Annotated in this window: 23 protein-coding genes; 12 read left to right on the top strand and 11 right to left on the bottom strand. The window is 68.8% G+C overall.

The genetic code is table 11. From position 1 onward, the window contains the following. The first annotated feature begins 11 nt into the window (after nucleotides 1-11). The 10 genes from ACM6JT_RS11805 to ACM6JT_RS11760 all read left to right on the top strand — a co-directional run bounded on the left by ACM6JT_RS11805 (nucleotide 12) and on the right by ACM6JT_RS11760 (nucleotide 12,048). Complete coding sequence (locus ACM6JT_RS11805) at nucleotides 12-1,646, top strand: GspE/PulE family protein (protein ID WP_105390833.1); 1,635 nt, start codon at nucleotides 12-14, stop codon at nucleotides 1,644-1,646. Continuing rightward, entirely contained in the window at nucleotides 1,636-2,712 is a 1,077-nt protein-coding gene (locus ACM6JT_RS11800) for a type II secretion system F family protein (RefSeq protein ID WP_034179937.1), read from the top strand. Before ACM6JT_RS11805 ends, ACM6JT_RS11800 begins: the two co-directional genes overlap by 11 nt. 42 nt (nucleotides 2,713-2,754) lie before the next feature. Then, nucleotides 2,755-3,363 (top strand): type 4 pilus major pilin, encoded by a 609-nt coding sequence (locus ACM6JT_RS11795; protein ID WP_034179936.1) that lies wholly within the window; start codon nucleotides 2,755-2,757, stop codon nucleotides 3,361-3,363. An 18-nt stretch (nucleotides 3,364-3,381) separates the two neighbouring features. Further along, nucleotides 3,382-4,350, top strand: coding sequence for an ATPase, T2SS/T4P/T4SS family (locus ACM6JT_RS11790; protein WP_034179935.1), 969 nt, complete (start codon nucleotides 3,382-3,384; stop codon nucleotides 4,348-4,350). Further along, entirely contained in the window at nucleotides 4,351-4,827 is a 477-nt protein-coding gene (pilM, locus tag ACM6JT_RS11785; RefSeq protein ID WP_414856527.1) for a type IV pilus biogenesis protein PilM, read from the top strand. A 40-nt stretch (nucleotides 4,828-4,867) separates the two neighbouring features. Further along, entirely contained in the window at nucleotides 4,868-6,472 is a 1,605-nt protein-coding gene (gene pilV / locus ACM6JT_RS11780; protein WP_414856526.1) for a shufflon system plasmid conjugative transfer pilus tip adhesin PilV, read from the top strand. Between the two features lie 132 nt (nucleotides 6,473-6,604). Further along, nucleotides 6,605-8,374, top strand: a complete 1,770-nt coding sequence (gene sctC / locus ACM6JT_RS11775; protein ID WP_414856525.1) for a type III secretion system outer membrane ring subunit SctC — start codon at nucleotides 6,605-6,607, stop codon at nucleotides 8,372-8,374. Nucleotides 8,375-8,551: 177 nt separating this feature from the next. Then, the gene (locus ACM6JT_RS11770; protein ID WP_414856524.1) at nucleotides 8,552-9,721 is read left to right on the top strand and encodes a sensor histidine kinase; all 1,170 of its coding nucleotides are present in this window, start codon (nucleotides 8,552-8,554) and stop codon (nucleotides 9,719-9,721) included. Between the two features lie 21 nt (nucleotides 9,722-9,742). Continuing rightward, nucleotides 9,743-10,492 carry a response regulator transcription factor gene (locus ACM6JT_RS11765; protein ID WP_414856523.1) on the top strand — a complete coding sequence of 250 codons (750 nt, stop codon included), beginning with the start codon at nucleotides 9,743-9,745 and terminating at the stop codon, nucleotides 10,490-10,492. Next, the gene (locus tag ACM6JT_RS11760; protein WP_105390838.1) at nucleotides 10,489-12,048 is read left to right on the top strand and encodes a secretin N-terminal domain-containing protein; all 1,560 of its coding nucleotides are present in this window, start codon (nucleotides 10,489-10,491) and stop codon (nucleotides 12,046-12,048) included. The genes ACM6JT_RS11765 and ACM6JT_RS11760 overlap by 4 nt, the downstream gene beginning before the upstream one ends. A 73-nt stretch (nucleotides 12,049-12,121) precedes the next feature. On the opposite strand, the gene ACM6JT_RS11755 is transcribed toward ACM6JT_RS11760, so the two are convergent. From ACM6JT_RS11755 to sctU, 11 genes are all read right to left on the bottom strand, one after another. Beyond that, nucleotides 12,122-12,577, bottom strand: a complete 456-nt coding sequence (locus ACM6JT_RS11755) for a hypothetical protein (RefSeq protein WP_012339989.1) — start codon at nucleotides 12,575-12,577, stop codon at nucleotides 12,122-12,124. 61 nt (nucleotides 12,578-12,638) lie between these two features. Further along, the gene (locus tag ACM6JT_RS11750) at nucleotides 12,639-12,803 is read right to left on the bottom strand and encodes a hypothetical protein (protein ID WP_012339990.1); all 165 of its coding nucleotides are present in this window, start codon (nucleotides 12,801-12,803) and stop codon (nucleotides 12,639-12,641) included. Nucleotides 12,804-12,926: 123 nt separating this feature from the next. Next, nucleotides 12,927-13,190, bottom strand: coding sequence for a hypothetical protein (locus tag ACM6JT_RS11745; protein ID WP_034179930.1), 264 nt, complete (start codon nucleotides 13,188-13,190; stop codon nucleotides 12,927-12,929). A gap of 44 nt (nucleotides 13,191-13,234) precedes the next feature. Then, nucleotides 13,235-14,257, bottom strand: coding sequence for an HrpD5 family protein (gene hrpD5, locus ACM6JT_RS11740; protein WP_105390841.1), 1,023 nt, complete (start codon nucleotides 14,255-14,257; stop codon nucleotides 13,235-13,237). Between the two features lie 158 nt (nucleotides 14,258-14,415). Beyond that, entirely contained in the window at nucleotides 14,416-15,351 is a 936-nt protein-coding gene (locus ACM6JT_RS11735) for a hypothetical protein (protein ID WP_414856522.1), read from the bottom strand. Next, on the bottom strand, nucleotides 15,348-15,611 hold the full coding sequence (gene sctS / locus ACM6JT_RS11730) for a type III secretion system export apparatus subunit SctS (protein WP_012339994.1): 264 nt from the start codon (nucleotides 15,609-15,611) through the stop codon (nucleotides 15,348-15,350). The genes ACM6JT_RS11735 and sctS overlap by 4 nt, the downstream gene beginning before the upstream one ends. Before the next feature lie 7 nt (nucleotides 15,612-15,618). Next, nucleotides 15,619-16,269 (bottom strand): type III secretion system export apparatus subunit SctR, encoded by a 651-nt coding sequence (gene sctR, locus ACM6JT_RS11725; RefSeq protein WP_105390843.1) that lies wholly within the window; start codon nucleotides 16,267-16,269, stop codon nucleotides 15,619-15,621. Continuing rightward, nucleotides 16,256-17,350 carry a type III secretion system cytoplasmic ring protein SctQ gene (sctQ, locus tag ACM6JT_RS11720; RefSeq protein WP_181152222.1) on the bottom strand — a complete coding sequence of 365 codons (1,095 nt, stop codon included), beginning with the start codon at nucleotides 17,348-17,350 and terminating at the stop codon, nucleotides 16,256-16,258. The genes sctR and sctQ overlap by 14 nt, the downstream gene beginning before the upstream one ends. 70 nt (nucleotides 17,351-17,420) lie before the next feature. After that, nucleotides 17,421-18,098, bottom strand: coding sequence for a type III secretion system protein SctP (gene sctP / locus ACM6JT_RS11715; RefSeq protein WP_105390845.1), 678 nt, complete (start codon nucleotides 18,096-18,098; stop codon nucleotides 17,421-17,423). A 21-nt stretch (nucleotides 18,099-18,119) separates the two neighbouring features. Continuing rightward, nucleotides 18,120-20,174, bottom strand: coding sequence for a type III secretion system export apparatus subunit SctV (sctV, locus tag ACM6JT_RS11710; protein ID WP_034179927.1), 2,055 nt, complete (start codon nucleotides 20,172-20,174; stop codon nucleotides 18,120-18,122). 19 nt (nucleotides 20,175-20,193) lie between these two features. Further along, complete coding sequence (sctU, locus tag ACM6JT_RS11705) at nucleotides 20,194-21,267, bottom strand: type III secretion system export apparatus subunit SctU (protein ID WP_414856521.1); 1,074 nt, start codon at nucleotides 21,265-21,267, stop codon at nucleotides 20,194-20,196. A 260-nt stretch (nucleotides 21,268-21,527) separates the two neighbouring features. Between sctU and ACM6JT_RS11700 the strand changes: the two genes are divergently transcribed. Beyond that, nucleotides 21,528-22,133, top strand: coding sequence for an HrpB1 family type III secretion system apparatus protein (locus ACM6JT_RS11700; RefSeq protein ID WP_181152223.1), 606 nt, complete (start codon nucleotides 21,528-21,530; stop codon nucleotides 22,131-22,133). Between the two features lie 34 nt (nucleotides 22,134-22,167). Then, entirely contained in the window at nucleotides 22,168-22,593 is a 426-nt protein-coding gene (locus ACM6JT_RS11695) for a hypothetical protein (protein WP_051983630.1), read from the top strand. Nucleotide 22,594 lies beyond the last annotated feature (1 nt).

Genomic DNA, 22,594 nt, shown 5'->3' with positions numbered 1-22,594 from the left:
CGAGGCTTCCGATGAGCTCACTTCGATTGGGGCGCCCGGGCGCCGCGGCGCCGCAACGGGGCGCCGCCGGCGCCGACACCGCGCATCCGTTGTCCGGCGAAGGCCCGTGGGCCGCAAGCGCGGAAGAGCGCAAGCTGCTGTGCCTGCTCGACGACGGCCGCCTGCTGATCGCCGAGGGCCACGAACTGAGCCCCTACGTGCTGTCCTATCGCGCGCGGCTCGACCGGCTTCGCCATCACTACCGGATGCAGGCGGTCGGGCTCGACGAGGTGCGGCGCGCGTACGAGGGGATGCGCTCCGACGGGACCGGCGAACGCGTCGATCACACGGCGATGCAGGTCCTCGCGAAGGAACTGATCGCGCACGCGTGCCGCGAACGCGCGTCCGACATCCACATCCGCGTGAAGCGCTTCAGCACGGAGATCCTGTTTCGCATTCACAACGAGCTGGTGCGCGTGAGCGAGCAGACCCGCGAGCAGGGCGCGCGCCTGCTCGCGACGCTCTATGCGGCGATGGCGAGCGTCTCTGACAACACGTACAAGCCGCACGAACGCCAGGACGCGGCGATCGGCGACCGCGACAAACTGCCTGCCGAGCTGTTCGGAGTACGCATTGCAACGGCCCCCACCAGTACCGGCAACGTGATGGTGCTGCGACTGCTGTACAACGATGCGGGCGATTCGATCGACCTGCGCCTGCTCGGATTCTCCGATGCGCAGGCCGCGGAGATCGACGAGTTGCGGCGCCTGCCGCACGGCATGAACATCATCAGCGGGCCGACGGGCTCGGGCAAGTCGACTACGCTGCAGCGCGTGCTGGCCGGGCAGATCGCCGAGACCCACGGTTCCGTCCACGTCATTACCGTCGAGGATCCGGTCGAGTATCCGATCGCGGGCGCGGTGCAGACGCCGGTCGTCAACGCGCCGACCGAGGAGGCACGCTCGCTGGCGTTCGCCGGCGCCATCGCCAATGCGATGCGGCTCGACCCGGACACGATCATGATCGGCGAGGTGCGCGACCGCGCTTCCGCGCAAAGCGCGTTGCGTGCGTCGATGACCGGCCATCAGGTGTGGACCACCGTCCATGCCAACAGCGCGCTCGCGATCGTCGACCGGCTCGTCGATCTCGGCCTGCCGCTCGCGATGGTGACCGACGAATCGTTGATCACGGGGCTCGTCAGCCAGCGCCTCGTCAAGCTGCTGTGCCCGCATTGCAAGCAGCGCCTCGCGGGTTCGCCGCAGCAGGACGACGCGCTGGCGGCGCGCGTGCGACGCGCGGTCGGCGCATCGTTCGACAAGGTTTTCGTGCAGGGGCCCGGCTGCGAGCATTGCGGCGGGCGCGGCACCGTCGGCCGTACGGTGGTCGCCGAGGTGATCCGGCCGGATGCGCGGTTGTTCGCCTATCTGCGCGAGGGCGACAGACACGCGGCGCGGGCGTACTGGCTCGACGAGCTCGGCGGCCGCACGACCGTCGAGCACACGATCGAGAAAGTCGCCGCGGGGCTGGTCGACCCGCGCGCGGCCGAACGCATCGTCGGCCCGCTCGTGGCGCGCAACGAACCGGTGCGGCTGCGTCCGGTCGACACGACGGAAGGCCGGCGCGGGAACCCGGGCGGCGCGGTCGCGGGAGCCGGCCATGAATCTTGATCCGCACTTGCGGTGGGCCAAGCTGCAGGCGACGCCGCAAGCGCGCCTGCGGCACTATCGCAAGATCGAGAAGATGCTCTCGAACGGCCTGCCGCTGCTGAAGGTGCTCGAGGAGCTCGAACTGCGCGCGTCGCACGACGGACGCAAGCCGACGCTGCCCGAAGCGATCCTGTTCGGCGAATGGCGCCGCACCGTGCAGAACGGCGGCAGCCTCGCGGAGGGGATGGACGGCTGGGTGCCGCAGGCCGAACAGATGATCGTGCTGGCGGGCGAGCAGTCGGGCCGTCTCGAAGGCGCGCTGCGCTCGGTGACCGGCATCGTGACGTCGGGGCGGCGCATCCGCAACGCGATCGCGCAGGGCCTCGCGTATCCCGTCGCGCTGCTCACGATGATGCTGGCCTATCTGTACCTGTTCGGCGCGAAGCTCGTGCCGCAATTCGCCGCGATCGAGGATCCCGAACGCTGGCACGGCTCGGCACGCCTGCTGTACGACCTGTCCGTGTTCGTGCAGGCGTGGCTGCCCGAATGCCTGATCGTGGTCGTCGTGCTGGTCGCGCTGCTCGTCTGGTCGATGCCGCGCTGGTCCGGGCGCCTGCGCAGCCGTTTCGATAATTACGCCCCGTGGTCGCTGTACCGGCTGATGGTCGGCTCGAGCTTTCTGACTGCGTTCGCGTCGATGCAGGCGGCTGGGTTCACCGTCGAGAAGTCGCTCGCGCAACTGGCCGATCATGCGAAGCCATGGCTGCGCGAGCGTATCGACGACACGCTGTTCGGCGTGAAATCGGGCTTGAATGTCGGGGAGGCGATGCGCATGAGCGGGCACCGGTTTCCGTCGCAGGAAATCGTCGACGACCTGTGCGTATACGCGCAATACAAAGGCTTCGCCGAGTCGCTCAAGACGCTCGCGGACGAATGGATCGAAACGGGCGTCGAGCGAGTGTCCGCGCAAATGCGCGTGCTCAACGGCGTCGCGATCGTGGCGATGGCGATCATGCTGGGAATGCTGATCGTCGGGTTCTTCGGCATCCAGCAGGAACTCGCCGCGATGAGCAGGGCGATGCATTAGGGTCTGTTTAACCACGCAGGTTCATCAACAAGGGGAAAGGCGATGAAAGCGGTCATCACGCACCATGGGATGCCGATGCGAGCGAAGCGGCGCGACGTCGCGCGCATGCCGCCGCCGGCATGGGGGCCCGCGCACCCGGGCGCCGCGTTGCAGCGCGGCGCGTCGTTGCTCGAGGCGATTTCCTATCTCGGCATCGCGGCGATCGTCGTGATCGGCGCGATCGCGCTGCTGGCGGGCGCGTTCAGCAGCGCGAACACGAACTCGATCACGGAGCAGGTGAACGCGATCCAGAGCGGCGTGAAAAAGCTGTACATGGGGCAGTCGGCGAGCTATGCGAACCTGTCGAATTCGGTCCTGGCGAGCGCGGGCGTGTTTCCGTCGACGCTCGCGCCGGCGTCCGGCAGCGGCGCCATCACCAACATGTGGAACGGCACGATCACGGTCGCGGCGGCCACGAACAACAGCAACCAGTTCACGATCACCTATACGAACGTGCCGCGCAGCGTGTGCGTCAACAGCGTGACCGCGGGCGGCAGCTGGATCTCGATCACCGTCAACGAGACGGCGCTCACGTTGCCTGCGACGCCGGACAGCGCGGCGACCGCCTGCGCGAGCGGCGACACGAATACGGTGGCCTGGACCTCGACCTGATGCCGGTGAACCGACGCGATGACCCTCGAAACCGAATCGTTGCAGCGGCTGGCTTTTTCCTACCTGTACCTCGGGCATACCCGCATCGGCGACTGCTTCATGGACGGGACCGCCCGGCGCGTGCAGGCGCTGCCCGCGCACCCGGCGCTGCGGGCCGAGCTGGATGCGCTGAAAGCCGCGTGCGGCAGCGCCCGGCCCGGGGCACGGGCGTTCCGGCTCGACTCCGGCGGCGTGTCGTACCGGGTGCGCGTGATGCAGACGCCCGACGGGCCGATGTACGTGCTGCGCCGTCTCGACCCGACGCTCGCGTCGCTGGCGGGGCTCGGCCTGCCCGGCGCCTACGTGCGGCGGCTGCTGCGCGCGGACCTCGACGGCCTCGTCGTGATCTGCGGCGCGGCCAAGAGCGGCAAGACCCGCACGGCCGGCGCGCTCGTGCGCGACCGGCTGACGCTGCACGGCGGCATCGCGATGACGATCGAGGAGCCGATCGACGCGGCACCGGGCGGCGCATACGGTGACGGGATCTGCATCCCGACGCTGACCAGCGCCGACCGGCAGGAGGATTTGCGGGCGGCGCTCGGCTGCGGCGCACGCGTGATCTTCGTCGGCAACCTCGACGATCCGGCGCTGCTGATCGACGTGCTGCTGGCGGCCCGCGAGGGCCACCTGATCGTGAGCACCGTACACGCCGACGACGTGGGCCGGGCGATCGCGCGGTTGCATACGGTCGCGGCCCGCGTGCTCGACGCGTCGTCGGTGCGCTCGCTGCTGGCCGACGGCCTGGCGGCCGTGCTGCACCAGCGGCTCGCATGCCGGGCGCCGGGGCAGCGGAGGTTCGAGGCCCGGTTGCTGATGCTCGCGGACAGCGCGCCGGCGCGGGCGCAGGTGCGCGACGGACGCTACGACGAACTCGGCGACGCGCTGCGCCAGCAGATGAAGTCGATGATCGCGTCGGACGCGCTGGCGTCGCTCAAGGGAGGAGGCTGAATGTTCGCGCTCTGGATCGCGGCTGCGATGATCGGGCTCGCCGGCGTCTACGCGCTCGTCGATGCGCGTGCGGTCGATGCCGCGCCGACCGTCACGGCGATGTCGATGGGACAGAGCATGGCGGCTTACCGGCTCGCCGGCGTGCGGTACGCGCTCGCGAATCCGGCCGCGGCCGGCACGGTATCGGACGGGGCGCTCGGGCCGTATCTCGGCGCAAGCGCGGCCAATCCGCTGTGGCGGGTCTATGTCGCACCGAACACGACGGTCGCGGGCAGCACGGTCGTCGTCTATACGACGTCGACGGCGGCCGGCGCGGCGATTCCCGTGATCGAGGCGCTCGCGTTCCATTCGGCGCTTGCCGGGGCGGCGCACGCGGGCGCGATCGTGTCGCCGGGGAATCCGGCCGTCGTCCTGCCGGCAATCGTCGCCGCCGCCGTTCCGGACGGTGCGCCGGTCTGGACGGCACAAGCGTATTGACGGGCGGCGCGGCGCTGCCCCTGAACTCGTCGACTTCATCATGAGCCCATTACGGAAACGTCAGCGCGGCTTCACGATCGTGGAGATGCTCGCGGCCCTCGCCATCGCATCGCTGATGATCGTCGGCGTCACGGCGATGATCGATACTTCCCTCGCGGACGCGAAGGGGCAGCAGGCGGCTGCCTGGCAGGCGCAGATGACGCAGGCCGCCGCGCAGCTGATCACGCAGAACCAGAGCGCGCTCGCGAGCGCGGCCACGCCGACCGTGCCGGTCGTCGTGCCGCTCGCGGGCAGCGGCTACCAGCTCGCGCGCTATTTGCCGCCCGGCGTGTCCGGCAAGAACGCGTACGGGCAGACGCCGTGCCTGCTGGTCTACGGCATCGACGCGACGACCGTGCAGGGGCTGCTCGTGACCGAGGGCGGCGCGACGATCGGCGACGTGCAGCTCGGCTACATCGCGGCGAATGCGGGCGCGGGCGGCGGCTCGATTCCGCGCACGAACAATGCGGCCGGCGCGGCGTTCGGCGCGTACGGTGCGTGGAGCATCGCGACACCGAACCCGTCGCGCAAATCGTGCTCGGGCAACGCGACCGGGTTCGGCCATCTCGTGAGCCAGGTATTTCCGGCCAACGCGCAGGCGCAGAACGGCGATTTCCTCTATCGCGTCAGCGTGCCGGGCAATCCCGCGCTGAACACGATGCAGGTGCCGGTCACGCTGGCGCAGCAGGACGACTACGCCGCGTGTACGTCCGCGACGGGCTCGATCGCGGCGGATGTGTCGGGTCATGTCGTCACCTGCAGCGGCGGCATGTGGAAACCGATCACGTCGCTGCACTGGCGCGACCCGGTCGCGTCGGCCGCGGCGCTCGGCAGCCTGCCGAATCCGCTGCCGGGCGACGTCGCGGTGACGCTGGCCACCGGCCGCGCGTACACGTTCAACGGCACGGCGTGGCAGGCGCTCGCGGTCAACGAGGCCGGCTATCTCGACCTCGGCAACGCGCAGACGGTCGGCGCACCGTGCGCGCCGGACGAGGCGAACACGACGCCCGTCACCACCGATGCGTCGGGCCGCGTGCTGTCGTGCCGCGACGGCACGTGGCAGACGCAGGCCGAAATCGAACCGGTCACGAACCAGACCGGCTGCACGATCCTGATGGCCTCGCCGAACGCCACCGACTATGCGGGGTGCGGCGGCGTGCCCGGCGGTGCATGGTCGAGCGGACCGTTCACCTACAACGGCGCGAACGGTACTTATTCGTACTACTACTATGTGCCGGTGAAGATGGCCAAGCCGGGCATCATCGCCGTGACGACCTGGGGGCACCTGAACGACGGCGTGAGCACCGGCAAGCGCGGCGCGCAGGCGCAGCTCTCGCAGGCCGTCGACGTGATGAACGATGCGCTCTCGGCGAGCTACGGCCATACCGAAGCGCAATCGCCCACGCTGATCGACGATTCGGGCGGCATCACGACGTCGCTCACGCAAGCCGTGAAGCCGGGCACGTACCGGGTCCGGATCGTCACGAGCTGGGCGACCTACGCCGTCATCACCACGCCGTGGACCAGCAGCCTGCTCGGCCAGCAGAACCAGGCGATTCCCAATACGCCGGTCGTGCATGGATGGACGATCAATACCTACTACTGACCGGGCGCGATGCGAACGGACATGCATGCACCGGAAGCGGGGGCGGTGCGACGGGGCGCCGGGCGTTGACGCGACGGGGCGGCCGGCCAATCATCGATCCCACGACCAGCCTTTCGTGCGAGCGAGACGACCATGCCCACCTTCCGCTTCGGCCTGCTGTTCATCCTCGTCGCCGCATGCATGGCGGCGACGGTCCACGCCGCGCCCGTCAACTGGCATACGCGCATGGTCGACTACACGGCCGACTCGAAGGACATCAAGGACGTGCTGCGCGATTTTGCCGCCAGCCAGGGCATTCCGGCCGATATCTCGAAGGACGTGCAGGGCAGCGTCACGGGCAAGTTCCACATGCCGCCGCAGCGCCTGCTCGACACGCTCGCGTCGTCGTTCGGCTTCGTCTGGTACTACGACGGCCAGGTGCTCGACATCGTGACGCCCGACGAAATGAAGAGCACGCTGATCAAGCTCGATCACGGCAGCACCGCGCAACTGCGCAGCACGCTCGCGGCGATGAACGTGACCGATCCGCGCTTCAGGATCACCTACGACGACGTGCAGGGCGCGGCGATCGTGAACGGGCCGCCGAACTACGTCAAGCTCGTCGGCGATGTCGCGCAGCGGCTCGATACGACGACGCGGCACCGCGCCGGCACGGTCGTGCAGGTCTATCCGCTGCATCACGCGTGGGCGATGGATCGCTCGGTGGTCGCCGACGGGCAGAGCATCAATCTGCTCGGCGTCGCGACGGTGCTCAACAACGTCTATCACCCGCAACAGGGCGGCGGCGGCAATTCGGGGGGCGGCGGCGGGCGCGCGCCGAACGTCCAGCGCGCGCAGCCGATGGGCAACGTCGGCGGCGCGCGCATGCAGGCGGGCGGACCGTCGGCGCCTCTACCGCCGGGCACGACGCTGGCGAACGGCGAGTCGTCGCTGGGCTTGCTGTCGGGCCTGTCGGGCCGGCCTTCGCAACAACTGTCGTCGGCCGTCGCCAGCTCGGGGCCGAATGCCGGCGGGCAGGCGTCGGGCGGCGGCGACGAGGAAGCGCTGCCCGTCATCGAGGCCGACCAGCGCACCAACTCGGTCCTGATCCGCGACACGCCCGACCGGATGTATCAGTATCCAGCGCTGGTCCAGCGGCTCGACGTGAAGCCGCGCCTGATCGAGATCGAGGCGCACATCTTCGAGGTCGATACGTCGTCGATCCGCCAGCTCGGCGTGAACTGGACGGCGCACAACAGCCATATCGACCTGCAGACGGGCAACGGCCTGGGCGCGCAGAACACCTACGGCGGCACGCTGACCCAGAATTTCGGCAACACGACGCTGGCCGGAAACGTGACGGCGGCGGCGATGCCGGTGGGCGGCGTGCTGTCGGCGGTGATCGGCAACGCAGGCCGCTATCTGATGGCGAACGTGTCGGCACTGGAGGAGCAGAACCTGGCCAAGATCGACGCCAGCCCGAAAGTCACGACCCTCGACAACATCGAAGCCGACATGGCGAACCAGACGCAGTTCTTCGTGCGCGTGAGCGGATACACGTCGGCCGACCTGTACAGCGTGTCGACCGGCGTGTCGCTGCGCGTCCTGCCGATGGTCGTCGACGAAGGCGGCCGAACGCAGATCAAACTCGACGTCGCGATCCAGGACGGGCAACTCACGTCGCGGACCGTCGACAATATCCCGGTGATCTCGAGCACGAACATCAATACGTCCGCGTTCGTCAATGAGGGCGAGGCGCTGTTGATCGCCGGCTACAAGAACGACGGCCGCAGCGATACGACGACGGGGGTGCCCGTTCTTTCAAAAATCCCCGTAATAGGTAATTTGTTCAAATATACGGATCGCGAGAACAACCGGATGGAACGTCTGTTTCTGCTGACGCCTCGAATCATCGAGCTATGAGCGTGAAATGCTAAACGAAAGCATTTAATTTTCTAAACACGGCAAGTCGAATTTCGATCGCGATTTACTTTGGCATTTGACGCCAATTTGCGGGTATAAATAAATTTAATATTATTAGCTTTATATTACTAATGATATGCTCGCCGGATTGCCCGCTTCTGATAAACGGAAACCTGAATGGCATCGATGTCGACGAAGCCTGGATCCGATGTGCGTCCGCCATCCGCGATCGACAGGGCGCAGGTCCTGTTCGACGCACAGCCGCAGGGCGCGATTGCCGTCGACGGGCACGGCGCGATCCTGTTCGCGACGCCGGTCGCGGCGCGCCTGCTCGAACGGCCGCTCGACGCCGGCGTGCCGCTGTTGCCGCTGCTGCGCGCGTATCGGCCGGATGACGAAGCGGCCGACGATACGGCTGCGCATGGCACGCTGCAGCGCGATCTCGAACGCGGCATCGAGCTGCAGGCGGCCGACCGCTGGCTGTGGGTGAAGCTCGAGCGAGCCCGCCCGGGCAGTCCCGCCGCGGCCGTCGCGTGGCTGCACGACGTGACGGACCTGCATCAGGCGCTCGACCGCCGTACCGAATCGCTGCGCTTCCTGTCGCACGACCTGCGCTCGCCGCAAAATTCGATCGTCGCGCTCACGCAGCTGCACGAGCACGATCAGGCGGCGTTCGAGGCGTGCGGCGGCATGCAGCGGATCGCCGAACTCGCGCGTTACGCGCTGTCGCTCGGCGATCAGTACATCTTCTCGTCGGTAGCCGATGTCGTTCGTCATCGCGATTTCGTGCGCTTCGATCTGCGCCGCGCGATCCGCAGCCTGATTCCGAAACTCGAGGTGGCCGCCGTCTATCGCGACGTCGCGCTGCGGCTCTGGCTTGCCGACGGGCCGGCCGTATGGATGAGCGGCGTGCAGGTGTTCGTGATGCGCGCGCTGCAGAACCTGATCGACAACGCGATCCAGGCATCGCGTGCCGGGGCGCGCGTGACGGTGTCGCTGCGGGTCGAGGACGGCACGGCGGTCGTGGTGGTCGGCGACGAGGCGGGCGGATTGCCGGGTCTGTCGCCCGATCGCCCGATGACGGACTTCGACGCGCTGTCGCCGAAGGCATCGGGCGGCTACGGCATCGGCCTCAAGCTGGCCGCGCGCATCGTCGCGCTGCACGGCGGCACGCTGCATGCCGAGGTCAATCGCGAGTCCGGCACGGATTTCGTGTTGCGCCTGCCGCGCCTCGTGCTGCAGGCAGGTATCCGAAACTCGCCGGCCGGCCGGCGCACTGGCCCTGCGGCGCTGGAGCGCCAGCCGCTCGACCAGGCCCCTCGTCAGCGGCGCTTGACACCGGGCTGAGGGCCCGAGCGGATCGTAATCATGCACAATCAGACGCGAATCATGTTGTTGGAGGATGACCGGATCCAGCAGACGATGCTGGTCTCGTGGCTCAAGGCGGAGGGGTATCAGGTCGAGGCGTTCGACAATGGCATCGAGGCACGCAACCATCTGTCGGATCACTGGGCGGACCTGATGATCCTCGACTGGGACGTGCCTGGCCTGTCGGGCGACAAGCTGCTCAGCTGGGTGCGTGGGCGGTCGCGCTCGACGGTCCCGGTGATTTTCCAGACCGTGCATTCCGACGAAGAGGAAATCGTCCGGATCCTCGACACCGGGGCCGACGACTTCCTGATCAAGCCGGTCGACCGGATCGTCTTTCTCGCACGCATCCGCGCGCTGCTGCGGCGTTTCCAGACGGCGGGCAGCGAACGGCGCCGGATGATCGTCGGCGACTACATCCTCGACCGCGCCAACCTGAACATCAGCCGCGGCACGACCTCGCACTCGATCGGCGCGAAGGAGTTCGACCTGCTCTGGCACCTCGCGTCGCATCGCGGCATCGTCGTGCAGCGCCAGGACCTGTATTCGGTCGTCTGGGGCTGGGACGGCGGATCGCAGAGCCGCTCGGTCGACATGTACGTGAGCCGCCTGCGCACGCGCTTGAAGAACCTGAATGTCGACTGGGTGATCCAGTCGGTGTACGGCCGCGGCTACCGGCTGAACCTGGCCGACATGCCCGTGGACCAGGAAGTCGAGCAAGGCGAAGGGGCGATCGAGTACAAGCGTTGAGCGGTTTTTTCGCAAGCGTCTGCATGCTGCTGCATCTCGCGTGCGGCGAGCCCGAGCCGGTCGCGGCGACACCCCGGCCCGCGCCGGCATCGGCCGTGTCCGCGCCGGCGGCAACCGCGCCGCCGCATGCGCGCCGCACGACGCGCACGCGCCCCGCCGGCAAGGCTGCCAGCGACGCGCGCGCTTCGCCGCCTCCGCGGCATAGATCACCCGACTGCCGCGCGCATGCGTGCGCGCTGCCCAACCTGCCGCCGTGGCCGTCCGCGCCGTACCGCTATTCCACCAGCGGCGCCTCGCTGCCGGACACGCTGCGCGCGCTGTCCGCCGCGACGCATGTGCCGATTGCTTTCGACGCCGGGTTGCCGGGCCGCGTCGAAGGGCGCTTCGAGTTGCCGCCGCAGCGCTTCGTCGAGATGCTCGCGCACGGGTACGGGCTCGTCTGGTATTACGACGGCACGGTACTGCACGTCGATGCGGCCGGTACGCAGACCACGCTGATCGTCCGTCTCAACTACGCGCGCCCGGCGGACCTGCATGCACTGCTCGCGCAGACCGGCATCGACGACGTGCGTTTCGTCGCGCGCGACGACACGCCGGCCCGCGGCCTCATCACGTTTCGCGGGCCGCCTGCGTGGATCGCGCTCGTGGGCCGTGCGGCGCAGCGGCTCGACGCCGACGCGCGTGCGCGCGTGAAGACCGCGGTGCGCATCGTGCCGCTCCGCTACGGCAACGCGGCGGACCGCACGGCGTTCGCGAACGGTCGAACCAACGTCGTGCAGGGCGTCGCGACCCGCGCGGCGCGCGTGCTCGATCCCCAAGACAGCCTGCGCGCGACCATCACCGAATACGAGGCGCCGCTGCCGGCGCTCGGCGCCGATGCGGGCACGAACGCGGTGCTGGTGCGCGACCGGCCCGAGCGGCTCGACGCCGACGTGCGGGCGATCGTCGCGCTCGACCGGCCCCGCCAGCACGTCGGCGTCGGCCTGCTGGTGGCCGAAGTCGATGCGGATGCGCTGGGCGCGATCGGGCTCGGCGCGCAGGGTGCCACGGTGATGCGGGCCCGCGCGGCGCGCAACCTGGGCGCCGCGCTGCGCGGCACGCCAGGCGTGCGCATGCTGACCGACAGCGCGCTTCAGACGGACGACGGCGTGGCCGTTGCATGGGAACGGCACGTCGAACAACCCGTCGCGCCGACGGGCGGCCAGCGGGACCCGGCAGCATCGGACGGCACGGCCGCGGCCACGGTGGCGGCCTCCGATCCGGGCCCGGCCACCGACGACGCGTTGCGCATCGTGCCGGCGCTCGACATGCGGACCGAGCCGCCCCGCGTGGTGCTGGCCGTCGAATGGCGCGGTGCGGCGATCGACGTCGCGCGTGCGTCGCTCGGGCCGGGCGAGATGCTCGCGATGGTGGAACCCGGTGCGTCCGCGCCGGCGGCCGGGCATGGATCGATGCGAGTGATCCTGCTCGCGCCGCATCCGGTCGACGGTTGCGCGTCGCTCGCCGAGGCGGGTGAAAGGGCGCCGCCCGGGCAGCCGGCCGCGGCGTGCCGATGAGCGCGGCCCGCGCCGCATGCGCCGGCCGCGACCGCGCGATGGTGCGCGGCCGACACCAACGCCCACGCCGACGCTACGCGCGCAGCCACGCGTAATCGCCGTTGACGATGTTCTGGAACATCTCGTCGGTCGACTCGATGATGTTGCGCCGCCAGTAGCGGCCGTGTTCGGTGTAGTGCGAGACGGTATCGGCGACGACGGCGCCGTCGACATCGGGCGTCAGCGGCAGCCTGAGGATGAGGATGATGCCGCCGGTATCGGCGTCGAGCCCGAGCTGCGCCTGGTCCTGCGCATAGATCAGCAGGTTCGCCTCGAGCATCAGGCGGAAGATCACGAGCGTGCGTCCGGCAGTGACGGTGCCGTAGTGGAAATTCACGTACATGGCCTCGGGATCGTTCTCGAAATGATCGAGCCGCACGTCGAAGCCCTCGACTTCGATCGTGCGCGTCTGCAGCACGTAGTCCGCATCCGGCAGGCCGACGACGGCACAGGTGTCGCGGACGATTTCCGCGAAGCGTTCGATGCTCATGACCGCGACGATCCGGCGCGGGCGAACGCGGCGCACGCCGCGTCCGCCACGCCCGACGGGATCAGCCTTTCTTCGAATCCTCCTCGGTATCCTGCGCGCCCGTCTTCGCGATGTTGCAGACCGACTGGATCATCGACATCATCACCTGGATCATGGTGGCCTCGATCATGGTGCTGACCATCGTCTGCATCATGCCCATCATTGCCGCGCTGGCGCCAAATGACATAACTTCCTCCGGAACAAGTTGAATGACATGCGGATCGGCACACGACGCCCGTGCGGCTTCGCGTACCGGCCGATTACGCCGGGCACCCGCGCCCGGCGGCTGGACGAGACGCCCAACACCGGTTCAATGGCTGACGGTCGAATCGTCCGCGGCCAGTTCGTTCAGCCGATGGACGAGGCGCTGGCCCGCGATCATCCCGCGGTAGATTTTCTGCAGCGCCGCGCGCTCGTCGGCATCGGCGCAGGCGGCGGTCGCGTCCGATACGCGCTGCGCGCAATCCTCGAACGCGGCCGCGATCGCGCCGATCCGCGCGCCCGCATGGCCGCCCGCGAGCGTCTGCTCGAGGTTCTTCATTTCGTCGATCATGGCTTCCAGTGCGTCGTACATGGCAACTCCTTCGATGGCCCGCGACGGGCCGGGTTGACGGGGAACTAGCGGATCGCATCGCGCCCGGGCACGATCGATTCGCGCAATATCCGCGGGCCGCCGGCAGTGTCGCCGGTACTCGACGTGAACACGTGCTTGACGCCGTCGGTCGTCTGGACGTAACGCGTGGCGCCCACGTCGAGCATCGCGCTGTACAGCACGCCGCTGGTCGCGGGCGCTTCGGTGACGTTCACGTCGAGGCGCCGGATGTTGGCATTGAGGTCTGCGCGCAACTGGCCCAGCGCTTCCTGGAGACGCGCGATCGACGGTGCGACGCCCGTCACGTCGAACACGCCGTCGCCCGCATAGCGCACGCGCACGCCGTCGATGCCGATCGACTCCTCGATGCTGGCGACGTCGTCGTGCGCGACGTCGTACTGGCGCGCGATCGCGTGGTAGTCCGCGCGGGCGAGCAGGGCCCGTGCGGCGATGTCCTGCGAGGTTTCGTCGACGATGCCGTCGACGACGACCGTGTCGCCTTGCGCGCGAACCCGCAGCCCGGCGATGCGTGCGTCGCGGAACTGGCGCTCCAGCCGGGCCGCCACCGAGCGTGCATCGGGCGGCGGCGGCACGTTGCCGCGATCGGGCCAGACGTTGGCGATCACGGAGCCGCCTGCCGCCAGCAACGCGACGACGGCCGCCGCCGCGAGCAGCAGCCGGGTGCGGCGCTTCGCACGGGGTGCGTGTTCGCCGCCGGCCGGCCTGTCGCCGGTGCCGTGGTACAGACCTGCGAGCAATTCGATGTCGGGCGGCCATGCGGCGTCCTCGTCGCCGAAGCACAGCACGGTCGTACCGAACGGGAACGCGACGAAATCGGGAATCCACACGACCGACTGATCGGGCGCGGCCGCATCCGCGCGCCGCGCGCTGACCGCGCCGTGCGCGTCGAGCTCGACGAACACGTCGTCCTCGTCCCAGTCGGTAATGCAGATATCGGTGTCGTCGGCTGCGCCGATCCGGTAGCGACCGGGCGTCAGGCGCGCCTGAATCCCCGCATGGGTGCCGGTCAGGATGCGCAGTGTCTTCATGGGATGAGAGCAGGTCCGTTGGCAGGCAGGGATTCGGTGATCGGCGCCGCAGATGCATGGCACCGCCGCTTACCGCATGTTTGCGAGTGTAGGCAGCGGCGCGCCGCGATCCGGCCGCGATCGCGAACGCATCGCCCGTGCCGCGAACCGGCGTGCGTTCACGGCGCGTCGCTCCGGGGTACGCCGTTGCGGACGCGCACGATCGCGTCGAGCCGGACCAGCGAACGCGCGCGCAACGCGGCGGTCGACGGGCGCAGGTCGTGGAAGGCCAGCAGCGGGGTGAGCGCGCCGCGTGCGCCGGTTCCGGCGCTCAGCCGCTTGAAGTCGACGAGGAAGCGCAGCAGGTCGTCGTAGCTGCTGGACGCGTCGTCGCCCGCCAGCTGACGGGCTTTCAGGACGTCGGTCGCGACCGCGAACGCGTCGTGCCCCGCGCAACGCTGCAGGACGACCGCTTCGCGCATCGCGTCCGGGTAGACGAGCGGCTGGTCGGCCGTCGATGCGGCGAGCGCCTGGAGTTCGGTGCGGGTGGCGGCGGCCACGCGCCGGATCGCGTCGATGCGCCGCTTGCCGTCCTCGGGCGCCTCGCGACGCCCCCCGTTCGATTGCGACCCGCCGTCGTTGAACGACGGCATCCGCGCGCCGGGCGCGGCGTCCCGACGCGGCGTCCAACTGCCGTGTGCGGGATGACGGGACGGGCGACGTTCGTGCTTCGGCGTTTGCTGCGGGCTTTTCGGATGCCGGGACTGTTGCTGTTGTTGCCGATGCTTCTGCTGCGGGTCGGGCCGCGCATTCGGTTGTCGTGGCCGCGGCGCACCGTTGCCGCCGTGGCCTTCGTGGCGCCCCGGCAGGTGCGACGTGTGCGGCAGCCCGCCGTGCGCGGCGAGCAGGTGACGCAGGTGATCGGCCGCGGCCTGGCGCGCGTGCGTGGCGCCGTGCGATGGATGCCATGCGCGCGCCGCGTGCCGGAACATGCTGTTCCGGTACAGCCGCGCACGCAGGTCGATGCGCGCACGCGCGTGCGCGGCCGTGTCCGCCGTGGCCGGAGCGACCTCGTAAGGGCCGGACGCGCCGGGGTCGTGACGGACGGTCGTCATGTCGGCACCGCCGCGCTCAGGAGCCGGAGGGCGAAGCGCAGGATGGTGGTGCCGCCCCAGCCGGCAGTGAGCAGCAACGTCCCGATGACCGCGAACAGCTTGACGCTGTGCGAAATGGTCTGGTCCTGCAGCGACGTGATCGCCTGCAGGAACGCGACGATCAACCCCGACAGCGCCGACACGATGATCGCCGGCAGCGAGATGTAGAGGCAGAGCAGCAAGCCTTGCGAGGTCAGTCCGATCAGGGTGTCCGTATTCATCGCGCGCCTACTTGTAGGTGAGGATCAGGCCGTGAATCAGCGCCGACCAGCCGTCCATCGCCACGAACAGCAGCAGCTTGAACGGGATCGCGACGTTGGTCGGCTGGATCTGGTTGAGGCCCATTGCCAGCAGCACGTTGGCGATCACGAAATCGACGATGATGAACGCGATGTACAGCAGGAAGCCGATCCTGAACGCGTCGGCGAGCTCGGTCAGCGTGAACGCGGGCGCGAGCACGATCAGGTCGTCCTCGTGCAGCGCGTTCGCGAGACTCTCCGGCCAGATCACGTGCGCCGAGCGCATGAAGAACAGGCGCTCGCGTTCGCGCGAATGCGCCTTGAGGAAGGTCCGGAACGGCGCCTGCGATGCGCCGAACGCCTGGACCATGATTTCCGCCGGCGAATTCGCGAGTTGCTCGTGGCGCATCGTGTCGGCCGCGCTCATCCCGATCGGCGCCATCACGTAGAGCGTCACGAGGATCGCGATGCCGTTGAGCACCATGTTCGGCGGCACCTGCTGCACGCCGAGCGCGTTGCGCAGCAGCCCGAGCACGACGACGATCTTCGCGTACGAGGTCACGACCATCGCGACGAACGGGATCAGGCCGATCGCGATGACCGCGACCAGCAGCGCGGTCAGTTCGTTAATCTGCGTCATGGCTGCCGAATACGTCGATGACCCGTACGCCGAGCTGCTCGCCGACCGTGACGAGTTCGCCGATGCCGATCAGTTGCCCGTACGCGACGAGCCGGATGCGCGCGTCGCGCAGCGTGCCCCGCAATTCGATCACGTAGCCCGGCCGCAGCGCGGACAACTGCGCGAGCGGCAGCGTGACCGTTTCGATTTCGAAACTGACGGGCAGCTCGAGTTCGTCCAGCGAGGTCTGGGTCTCGGCGTCGGCGGCGCCGGGCACCGGGTGGTCATTGCGGTCGGTCATGGCAGGTTCCGTATCGAGAACGAGTCGGGGGCCGTCGAGCGTGGCGTGCGCGACGTACTGATGCGTGCCGGCAACGCCCCAGCGCAGTGCGAGCGCGTGGACCGGCGCGGTGCCGTCCGATCCGACGAATGCCGGATCGGCGAAGCGCAACACGACGTCGCCGGGACGCAGGCGCCTGAGCGTCGCGATCGGCAACGCCTTCTCGCCGACGATCAGGTAGCCGGGCACGCGAATCCGGCCGAGCCGCGCGGGCAGCGACAACGGATACCGGGCCATCCGGCGTTCGATCAGGTCGATCCAGCCGGGATCGGCCGGCCCGATCCGACACGCATGGCGGTGCGCACCGTGTATGCAGAGCATGCCGACGGTCGCCGCGCGGCGGCCGTCGCGATGCACGGGGGCATGACGCCCGATCGCCGCGACGCCGACGTTCACGGCGCCGAGCGTGTCGAGCAGGTCGATCAGCGGCGTGAGCAGCAGGCCCGCGATCGCGCACGACAGCGGCGAGCCATCGTCGTCCGCGAGTGCCGCCAGTGCCGGGTGCGCGTCGGCGTCCAGCCCGATCCAGGCCAGCGCGCCGTCGTACTGCAACGCGACCCAGCACAGGTTGCCGTCCGCCACGTCGCCGGGCACCAGCCGCCGGTCCGCCGCGCCGTCGAGCCCGGCAACGCACGCATCGAGACGCGCATCGCCCAGCAGACGGGCAACGCTCGCGAGTTCCGCATCGATGCGCGGCAGCCCGTTCGGGTCGTCGCGCAGCGCGCGGACGGTATGGCGAGCAGGTTGGCCGGTGGCGTTCATCGTGTCGTGTGTGAGCGGTTCTTTCGACGGGGCGGTGGGTGCGTGCGCAACCGTTCGTATCGGCTGGCGGTCATGCGACTTCGATCGACACGTGGCGCGCAACGGCGAGGCGATGCAGCAGGTTCGCCAGTTGTTCGTGCAGCACGTGCACATGACGACAGACTAGTTGGCGGATGTCGGGCGCATCGGCGTCGAACCGAAGCGCGAGGTCGAAATACGAAAGGTGCAGTTCGAGCGTGCAGCCTGGCAGCAGGTCGGGATCGAGCCTGAGGCGGACGGTCCAGTTGCCGTTCTCGAGCACGGCCGCGTCGCTGCAGAAATCGGCCACATGCGCGGCAACGAAGCGCATCAGTTCCACCACGCGTACCTGTTCGGCGCCGAGCGCCGCGACGAACGGCCGGACCTGTGCATCGAGCCGCCGCGCGCGCTCGGCCGGCGGCGCGTCGGCGTCGAGATCGTCGTCTGTGCCGTTTGCGCCGGCGTCCGATTGATCCGCTGCGTCGGCAGCGGTGTCGTCGGACGAGGCCGCGTCCGTCGGCTTGCGGAGCGCATCGCCCCGTGTGCGCCGGCCGTGCGTACGCAACGCGTCGTGCAGCGCCGCGCGCTCGCCGCGTTCGCGCGCATCGCGTACCAGTTCCGCATAGTCGATACCGCGCCGGCTCCGCGCCGGGCGAGGCGCGCGGTGCGCACCGTCGTCCGCGTCGTCGTCAGGCGCGTGGATGCGCGGCGTGATCGGGTGGGTCGTCATGGCTGTCCCTGCGCGCGGCCGTCATGTCGTGACGCGACCGAGCGGGCGCAGTTCGACGTAATCGCCGAGCTCCTGGTACGAGTACACGCGCAGCCACGGCAGGTGCGCCTCGACCATGCGCCGCACGTAGCGACGGATGTCCATCGACGTGACGAGCGCGACTTCGTCGTGAGGCACGTCGCCCACGTAAGCGCCGATCTGCTCCGCGAGCGTGCGGACTTCGTCGGGCGAGAGCGCGAGATAGTTGCCGGTCGGCGTCTGCTTGATCGACTGGCGAATATGCTGCTCCAGGTCGCTCGTGAACAGGACGGCCTGCAGCGACGCTGCGCCGCCCGTCGCGCTGTATGCGATATACCGGGAGAGATCGCCGCGCACGTATTCGGTCAGCAGCAGCATGTCCTTCTCCTTGGGCCCCCAGTTCACGAGGCTCTCCATGATGCTGCGCGCGTTGCGGATCGGGATGTTCTCTTCCAGCAGGCGCCGCAGCACGTCGGCGACCCGTTGCAGCGGCAACGCCTTCTGCACCTCGGCGACGAGGCCGGGGAATTCGGCGCCGAGCTGCTCCAGCACCCACTGGGTTTCCTGGATGCCGACGAACAGCTTCGCGCGGGCGCGCAGCAGCGCGATCGTGTCGTTGGCGATCACCTGTTCCGCGCGCCACACCGTCGCGCCGCCGGGCGGCTGGCGTTCCGGCGCCCAGTAGCTGTCCGCCTGTCCGCCTGCCGCGCCGGCCTTCTCGCATTGCGCGGCCAGCGCCGGGTCGGCCGCCGCGCCGGGCACCATGACCTTGCCGGGCGGAATCGTCACGGTCAGCGACGGGACGTCCAGCACGAGAATCTCGAACGTACCGGCCGCCAGGTCGGACGCGGTCCACATCGTGATGCCCGGGAACGGCAGGCCTACCTGCTCCTGGAGCAGCATGCGCTGCGCCTCGAACGCGTCGTTCAGCGCGGCGGCCGACAGGCGGTCGGCGAGATCGGGGGCGAGTCGCACGCCGAGCGCGCTGGTGAACTGCGGCGCGTGCCGGAGGATCGTCGGCGCGTCGCCTTTCGATCCCGCGCGCTGCAGCGCGGAGACCGTCTTTCCCGGCGCGGCGGACGACGTGCCGTCGCCGCGCCGCGCGAGCCGGTAACCCGCGACCCCAAGCAGCGCGGACAGCAGCAGGAACAGTTCCCATGGAAAGCCGGGCACCATCGCAAAGCCGAGGAGCAGCACTGCCGCGAACAGCATCGCGCGTGCGTTGCCGCCGAGCTGGCGCAACATGTCCTCGCCGAGCGAGCTGCCTTGCTTGGCCGACTCGTCGGATACCCGCGTGATCATCACGCCCGCGGATACCGCGATCAGCAGCGACGGGATCTGCGACACCATCGCATCGCCGATCGACAGGATCGAAAAGCGGTTCGCCGCGTCGCCGGCCGTCATGTCGTGATAGGCCACGCCGACCGCGATGCCGGCCGTCATGTTGACGAGCGTGATGATGAGGCCGGCGATCGCGTCGCCCTTGACGAACTTCATCGCCCCGTCCATGCCGCCGTAGAGCTGGCTTTCGACCGCGAGCCGCGCGCGCTTGCGGCGCGCCTCGTCGGGCGTCAGCAGGTTTGCGCGCAAGTCCGCGTCGATGCTCATCTGCTTGCCGGGCAACGCGTCGAGCGTGAACCGCGCGCCGACTTCGGCCACCCGCTCCGAACCCTTCGCGATCACGATGAACTGAACGGTCGTGATGATCAGGAACACGACGAGGCCCACGACGAGGTTGCCGCCGACCACGAGCTCGCCGAAGCTCTCGATGATGTGTCCCGCGTCGGCGTGCAGCAGGATCGACTTGGTCGACGCGATGTTGAGCGACAATCGGTAGAGCGTCGTGAACAGCAGCACCGACGGAAACGCCGACAGCTGCGTGATCGACGGCACGTACAGCGTTACCATCAGCAGCACGACGCTGATGCAGATGTTGACCGACAGCAGCATGTCGATCACGACCGGCGGCAGCGGCAGGATCATCAGCGAAACGATGGCCGTGACGAGGGCCGCGATGCCGACTTCGCCGCCCGCGGGCAACTTCAGATTCTTGAACATGTCGCGCTCCAGGTGCGAATCAACGGGGTTCGGCTGCGGGCGTGCCGGGGCCGACCGCTTCGACCCAGCGCAGGATCGCAGCGACGACTTCGAACAGATCGGACGGAATCGGCCGATGCTCGGCCACCTTGTAAAGCGCGCGCGCGACGGGCGGGTTGGCGACGATCGGTATGCCGCGTTGCGTCGCCAGCGCACGAATCTCGAGTGCCGCGTCGTCGGTGCCCTTCGCAAGCACGACCGGCAACGGCGTTTCGCCGCGCACGTAACGCAGCGCGACCGCGTAATGCGTCGGATTGACGACCACCACGTTCGCGCGGCCGACTGCCCCCGACAGGCTTTCGCCGCCGCCGTTGACGAGTTCCTTCGCGCGCTTGCGCCGCTCTTGCTTGAGCTTCGGCTCGCCTTCGCGCTCCTTCATTTCGCGCTTGACCTCGTCCTTCGACATGCGCTGCGCGCGCATCATCAGCCAGTGCTGGATCTTCCAGTCCACCACGCCGACCACGAGGAACAGCACGGCAGCCGCGAACAGCAGCTTCAGCAGCGCGTGCCACAGAATCTGCGAGAGCGCCGCCAGCGGCTCGGCCATCGCGGACGTGATCAACGGAAACAGCGACACGATCACGTGCCACAGCGCGGCGGCGATCACCACGGCCTTGACGCTCATCTTCAGCAGGTCGATCAGCACGCGCTTCGAGAAGATCTGCTTGAGCCCGGCCGCCGGCGACAGCCGGTCCATCTTCGGCATGACCGGGTCGAACGATACCTGCAGGCCCACCTGCGCGCCGATCGACAGCGCGGCCGCGAGCGCCGCGGCCACGCTGATCGCGCAGCACGCGATCGCGCCGTTGGCCAGCTCGTGCATCAGGACGGACCAGAGCGCGTCCATCGAACGCGCGGACGCGCAGAAATCGATCGCGCGCGAGATGTTCTGGTGGAGGGCGTCGAGCAGCGGATGCCAGGCGAACGTAAAGAGCGCGAGCGAGACGAGCACGAGTACCGCCGCGACGAGATCGACACTCTTCGCCACGGTGCCTTTCTTGCGCGCCTCCTTGAGCTTGCGTCGCGTGGGCTGTTCGGTTTTCTCGTCGCTCATGAACGCTCCGTTCGCGTCGTCATGCGTCGTCGCACGGTAGCGCGGCCGCCGCCCGGGCGCGTGCATGCGCGCGAAGGCGGCGCGGCCGGCCCGAAGCGTGCGGCGTCCGTGCCGGCGATGCGCCGCGTGCGCGATGCGGCCTTCGCCGCGCGGGAAATGCCTTCGCACGCATGGCGTTGCCGCCGTGGCGGTTTGCTAACTTGGGAGCGTGGACGGCAGCCGCGTCCCGACATTCCCGTTACCTGAAGGCGGACTCGAACATGGACGGCAAACCCGAATACATGCAGTGCAGCAACAGGCTCGTCAGTGCAATGCGCGAGATCGTGCGCCTTGCGCTGGTCGACAAGTTTCCGAATCCGCGCATGACGAGCGACGAAGCCGAACATCTGCTCGATGCGCTGCACGTGATGCGGCCCGCGCGGCCGGAGCTGATCCTGTACGACGGCTACGTGCACATCGTGCATCGCAACTGGATCGATGCGATCGCGGTGTTCGACGGGCTCGCATCGCGCGGCGAATGCATGCCCGGCGCGCGGGCCATGCTCGTCTATTGCCTGGCGGCGAGCGGCAATGCCGACTGGCGCATCGTGGCCGGCAAGATGCGCGAGGACGAGGGCAGCCTGACCGACGACGCGCGCGCGTTGCTCGATTCGGTCGAGTTGCGCGACGAACTCGAGCGCGCGAATCGCGATGCGCAGGCGACCGGCGTGTTCCACATGACCGACATGATGAAGCGCCTACGCGACCGGCTCGGCATCAAGACGCCGACGTTGCATGACGCGAACGGGCCGGATGCGAATGCCGACGGCGCCCAGCCGTCCGCAGCGACGCCGACCGCGGAAGAAAGCCAGTACCTGCGTCTTTGAACGCGTCGCTCGCATCTTCGAAAAGGGGCTCCCGATGAATCCGATTCCTCCCGTACCCGATTTTCAACTGGCGATCGCACGCGGCGGCGGTGCGACCGGCCTGGCCGACGCGATCGATCCGGGCGTACCGGCATTGCCGGTCGTCGTACCGCCGCACGAGGTCGCGAGCTTCGAGCAGATGATGGCGAGCGGCGTCACGGCGCCGCCGAAGCCGCAGGGCTCCGAGGCCGGATCGCTCGCCACGCACCTCGTGCTCAGCGAGGACGAGGCGCTGCAGACCGTATCCAACGACGCGCTGTACATGCTGCACAACGCGGGCGACATGTCGTTCAACCAGATCGCGGCCGCCTCCGTGCAGATGCAGATCGAGACGGCGAGCCTGCAGGTCGACATGTCGATGAAGATCAGCGTGGTCGAATCGTCGAAAGGCGCGCTGGAAACCCTGATGAAGAACCAATGAC

The sequence above is a fragment of the Burkholderia sp. IT-111MI5 genome (assembly GCF_949752865.1).
In the GTDB taxonomy this organism is placed as follows: domain Bacteria; phylum Pseudomonadota; class Gammaproteobacteria; order Burkholderiales; family Burkholderiaceae; genus Burkholderia; species Burkholderia pyrrocinia_C.
Note: the sequence above shows the minus strand (reverse complement) of the source record. Positions and strands in the feature narration are given on the sequence as shown.

Coding starts and splice junctions, on each gene's coding strand:
- sctS (WP_012339994.1), bottom strand. CDS start 15,611: ATGAATACGGACACCCTGATCGGACTGACCTCGCAAGGCTTGCTGCTC.
- ACM6JT_RS11735 (WP_414856522.1), bottom strand. CDS start 15,351: ATGACGACCGTCCGTCACGACCCCGGCGCGTCCGGCCCTTACGAGGTC.
- ACM6JT_RS11745 (WP_034179930.1), bottom strand. CDS start 13,190: ATGTACGACGCACTGGAAGCCATGATCGACGAAATGAAGAACCTCGAG.
- ACM6JT_RS11805 (WP_105390833.1), top strand. CDS start 12: ATGAGCTCACTTCGATTGGGGCGCCCGGGCGCCGCGGCGCCGCAACGG.
- sctC (WP_414856525.1), top strand. CDS start 6,605: ATGCCCACCTTCCGCTTCGGCCTGCTGTTCATCCTCGTCGCCGCATGC.
- sctR (WP_105390843.1), bottom strand. CDS start 16,269: ATGACGCAGATTAACGAACTGACCGCGCTGCTGGTCGCGGTCATCGCG.
- ACM6JT_RS11695 (WP_051983630.1), top strand. CDS start 22,168: ATGAATCCGATTCCTCCCGTACCCGATTTTCAACTGGCGATCGCACGC.
- sctQ (WP_181152222.1), bottom strand. CDS start 17,350: ATGAACGCCACCGGCCAACCTGCTCGCCATACCGTCCGCGCGCTGCGC.
- pilV (WP_414856526.1), top strand. CDS start 4,868: ATGAGCCCATTACGGAAACGTCAGCGCGGCTTCACGATCGTGGAGATG.
- ACM6JT_RS11800 (WP_034179937.1), top strand. CDS start 1,636: ATGAATCTTGATCCGCACTTGCGGTGGGCCAAGCTGCAGGCGACGCCG.
- ACM6JT_RS11770 (WP_414856524.1), top strand. CDS start 8,552: ATGGCATCGATGTCGACGAAGCCTGGATCCGATGTGCGTCCGCCATCC.
- ACM6JT_RS11795 (WP_034179936.1), top strand. CDS start 2,755: ATGAAAGCGGTCATCACGCACCATGGGATGCCGATGCGAGCGAAGCGG.
- sctP (WP_105390845.1), bottom strand. CDS start 18,098: ATGACGACCCACCCGATCACGCCGCGCATCCACGCGCCTGACGACGAC.
- ACM6JT_RS11765 (WP_414856523.1), top strand. CDS start 9,743: ATGCACAATCAGACGCGAATCATGTTGTTGGAGGATGACCGGATCCAG.
- sctV (WP_034179927.1), bottom strand. CDS start 20,174: ATGTTCAAGAATCTGAAGTTGCCCGCGGGCGGCGAAGTCGGCATCGCG.
- hrpD5 (WP_105390841.1), bottom strand. CDS start 14,257: ATGAAGACACTGCGCATCCTGACCGGCACCCATGCGGGGATTCAGGCG.
- ACM6JT_RS11790 (WP_034179935.1), top strand. CDS start 3,382: ATGACCCTCGAAACCGAATCGTTGCAGCGGCTGGCTTTTTCCTACCTG.
- sctU (WP_414856521.1), bottom strand. CDS start 21,267: ATGAGCGACGAGAAAACCGAACAGCCCACGCGACGCAAGCTCAAGGAG.
- ACM6JT_RS11750 (WP_012339990.1), bottom strand. CDS start 12,803: ATGTCATTTGGCGCCAGCGCGGCAATGATGGGCATGATGCAGACGATG.
- ACM6JT_RS11700 (WP_181152223.1), top strand. CDS start 21,528: ATGGACGGCAAACCCGAATACATGCAGTGCAGCAACAGGCTCGTCAGT.
- pilM (WP_414856527.1), top strand. CDS start 4,351: ATGTTCGCGCTCTGGATCGCGGCTGCGATGATCGGGCTCGCCGGCGTC.
- ACM6JT_RS11755 (WP_012339989.1), bottom strand. CDS start 12,577: ATGAGCATCGAACGCTTCGCGGAAATCGTCCGCGACACCTGTGCCGTC.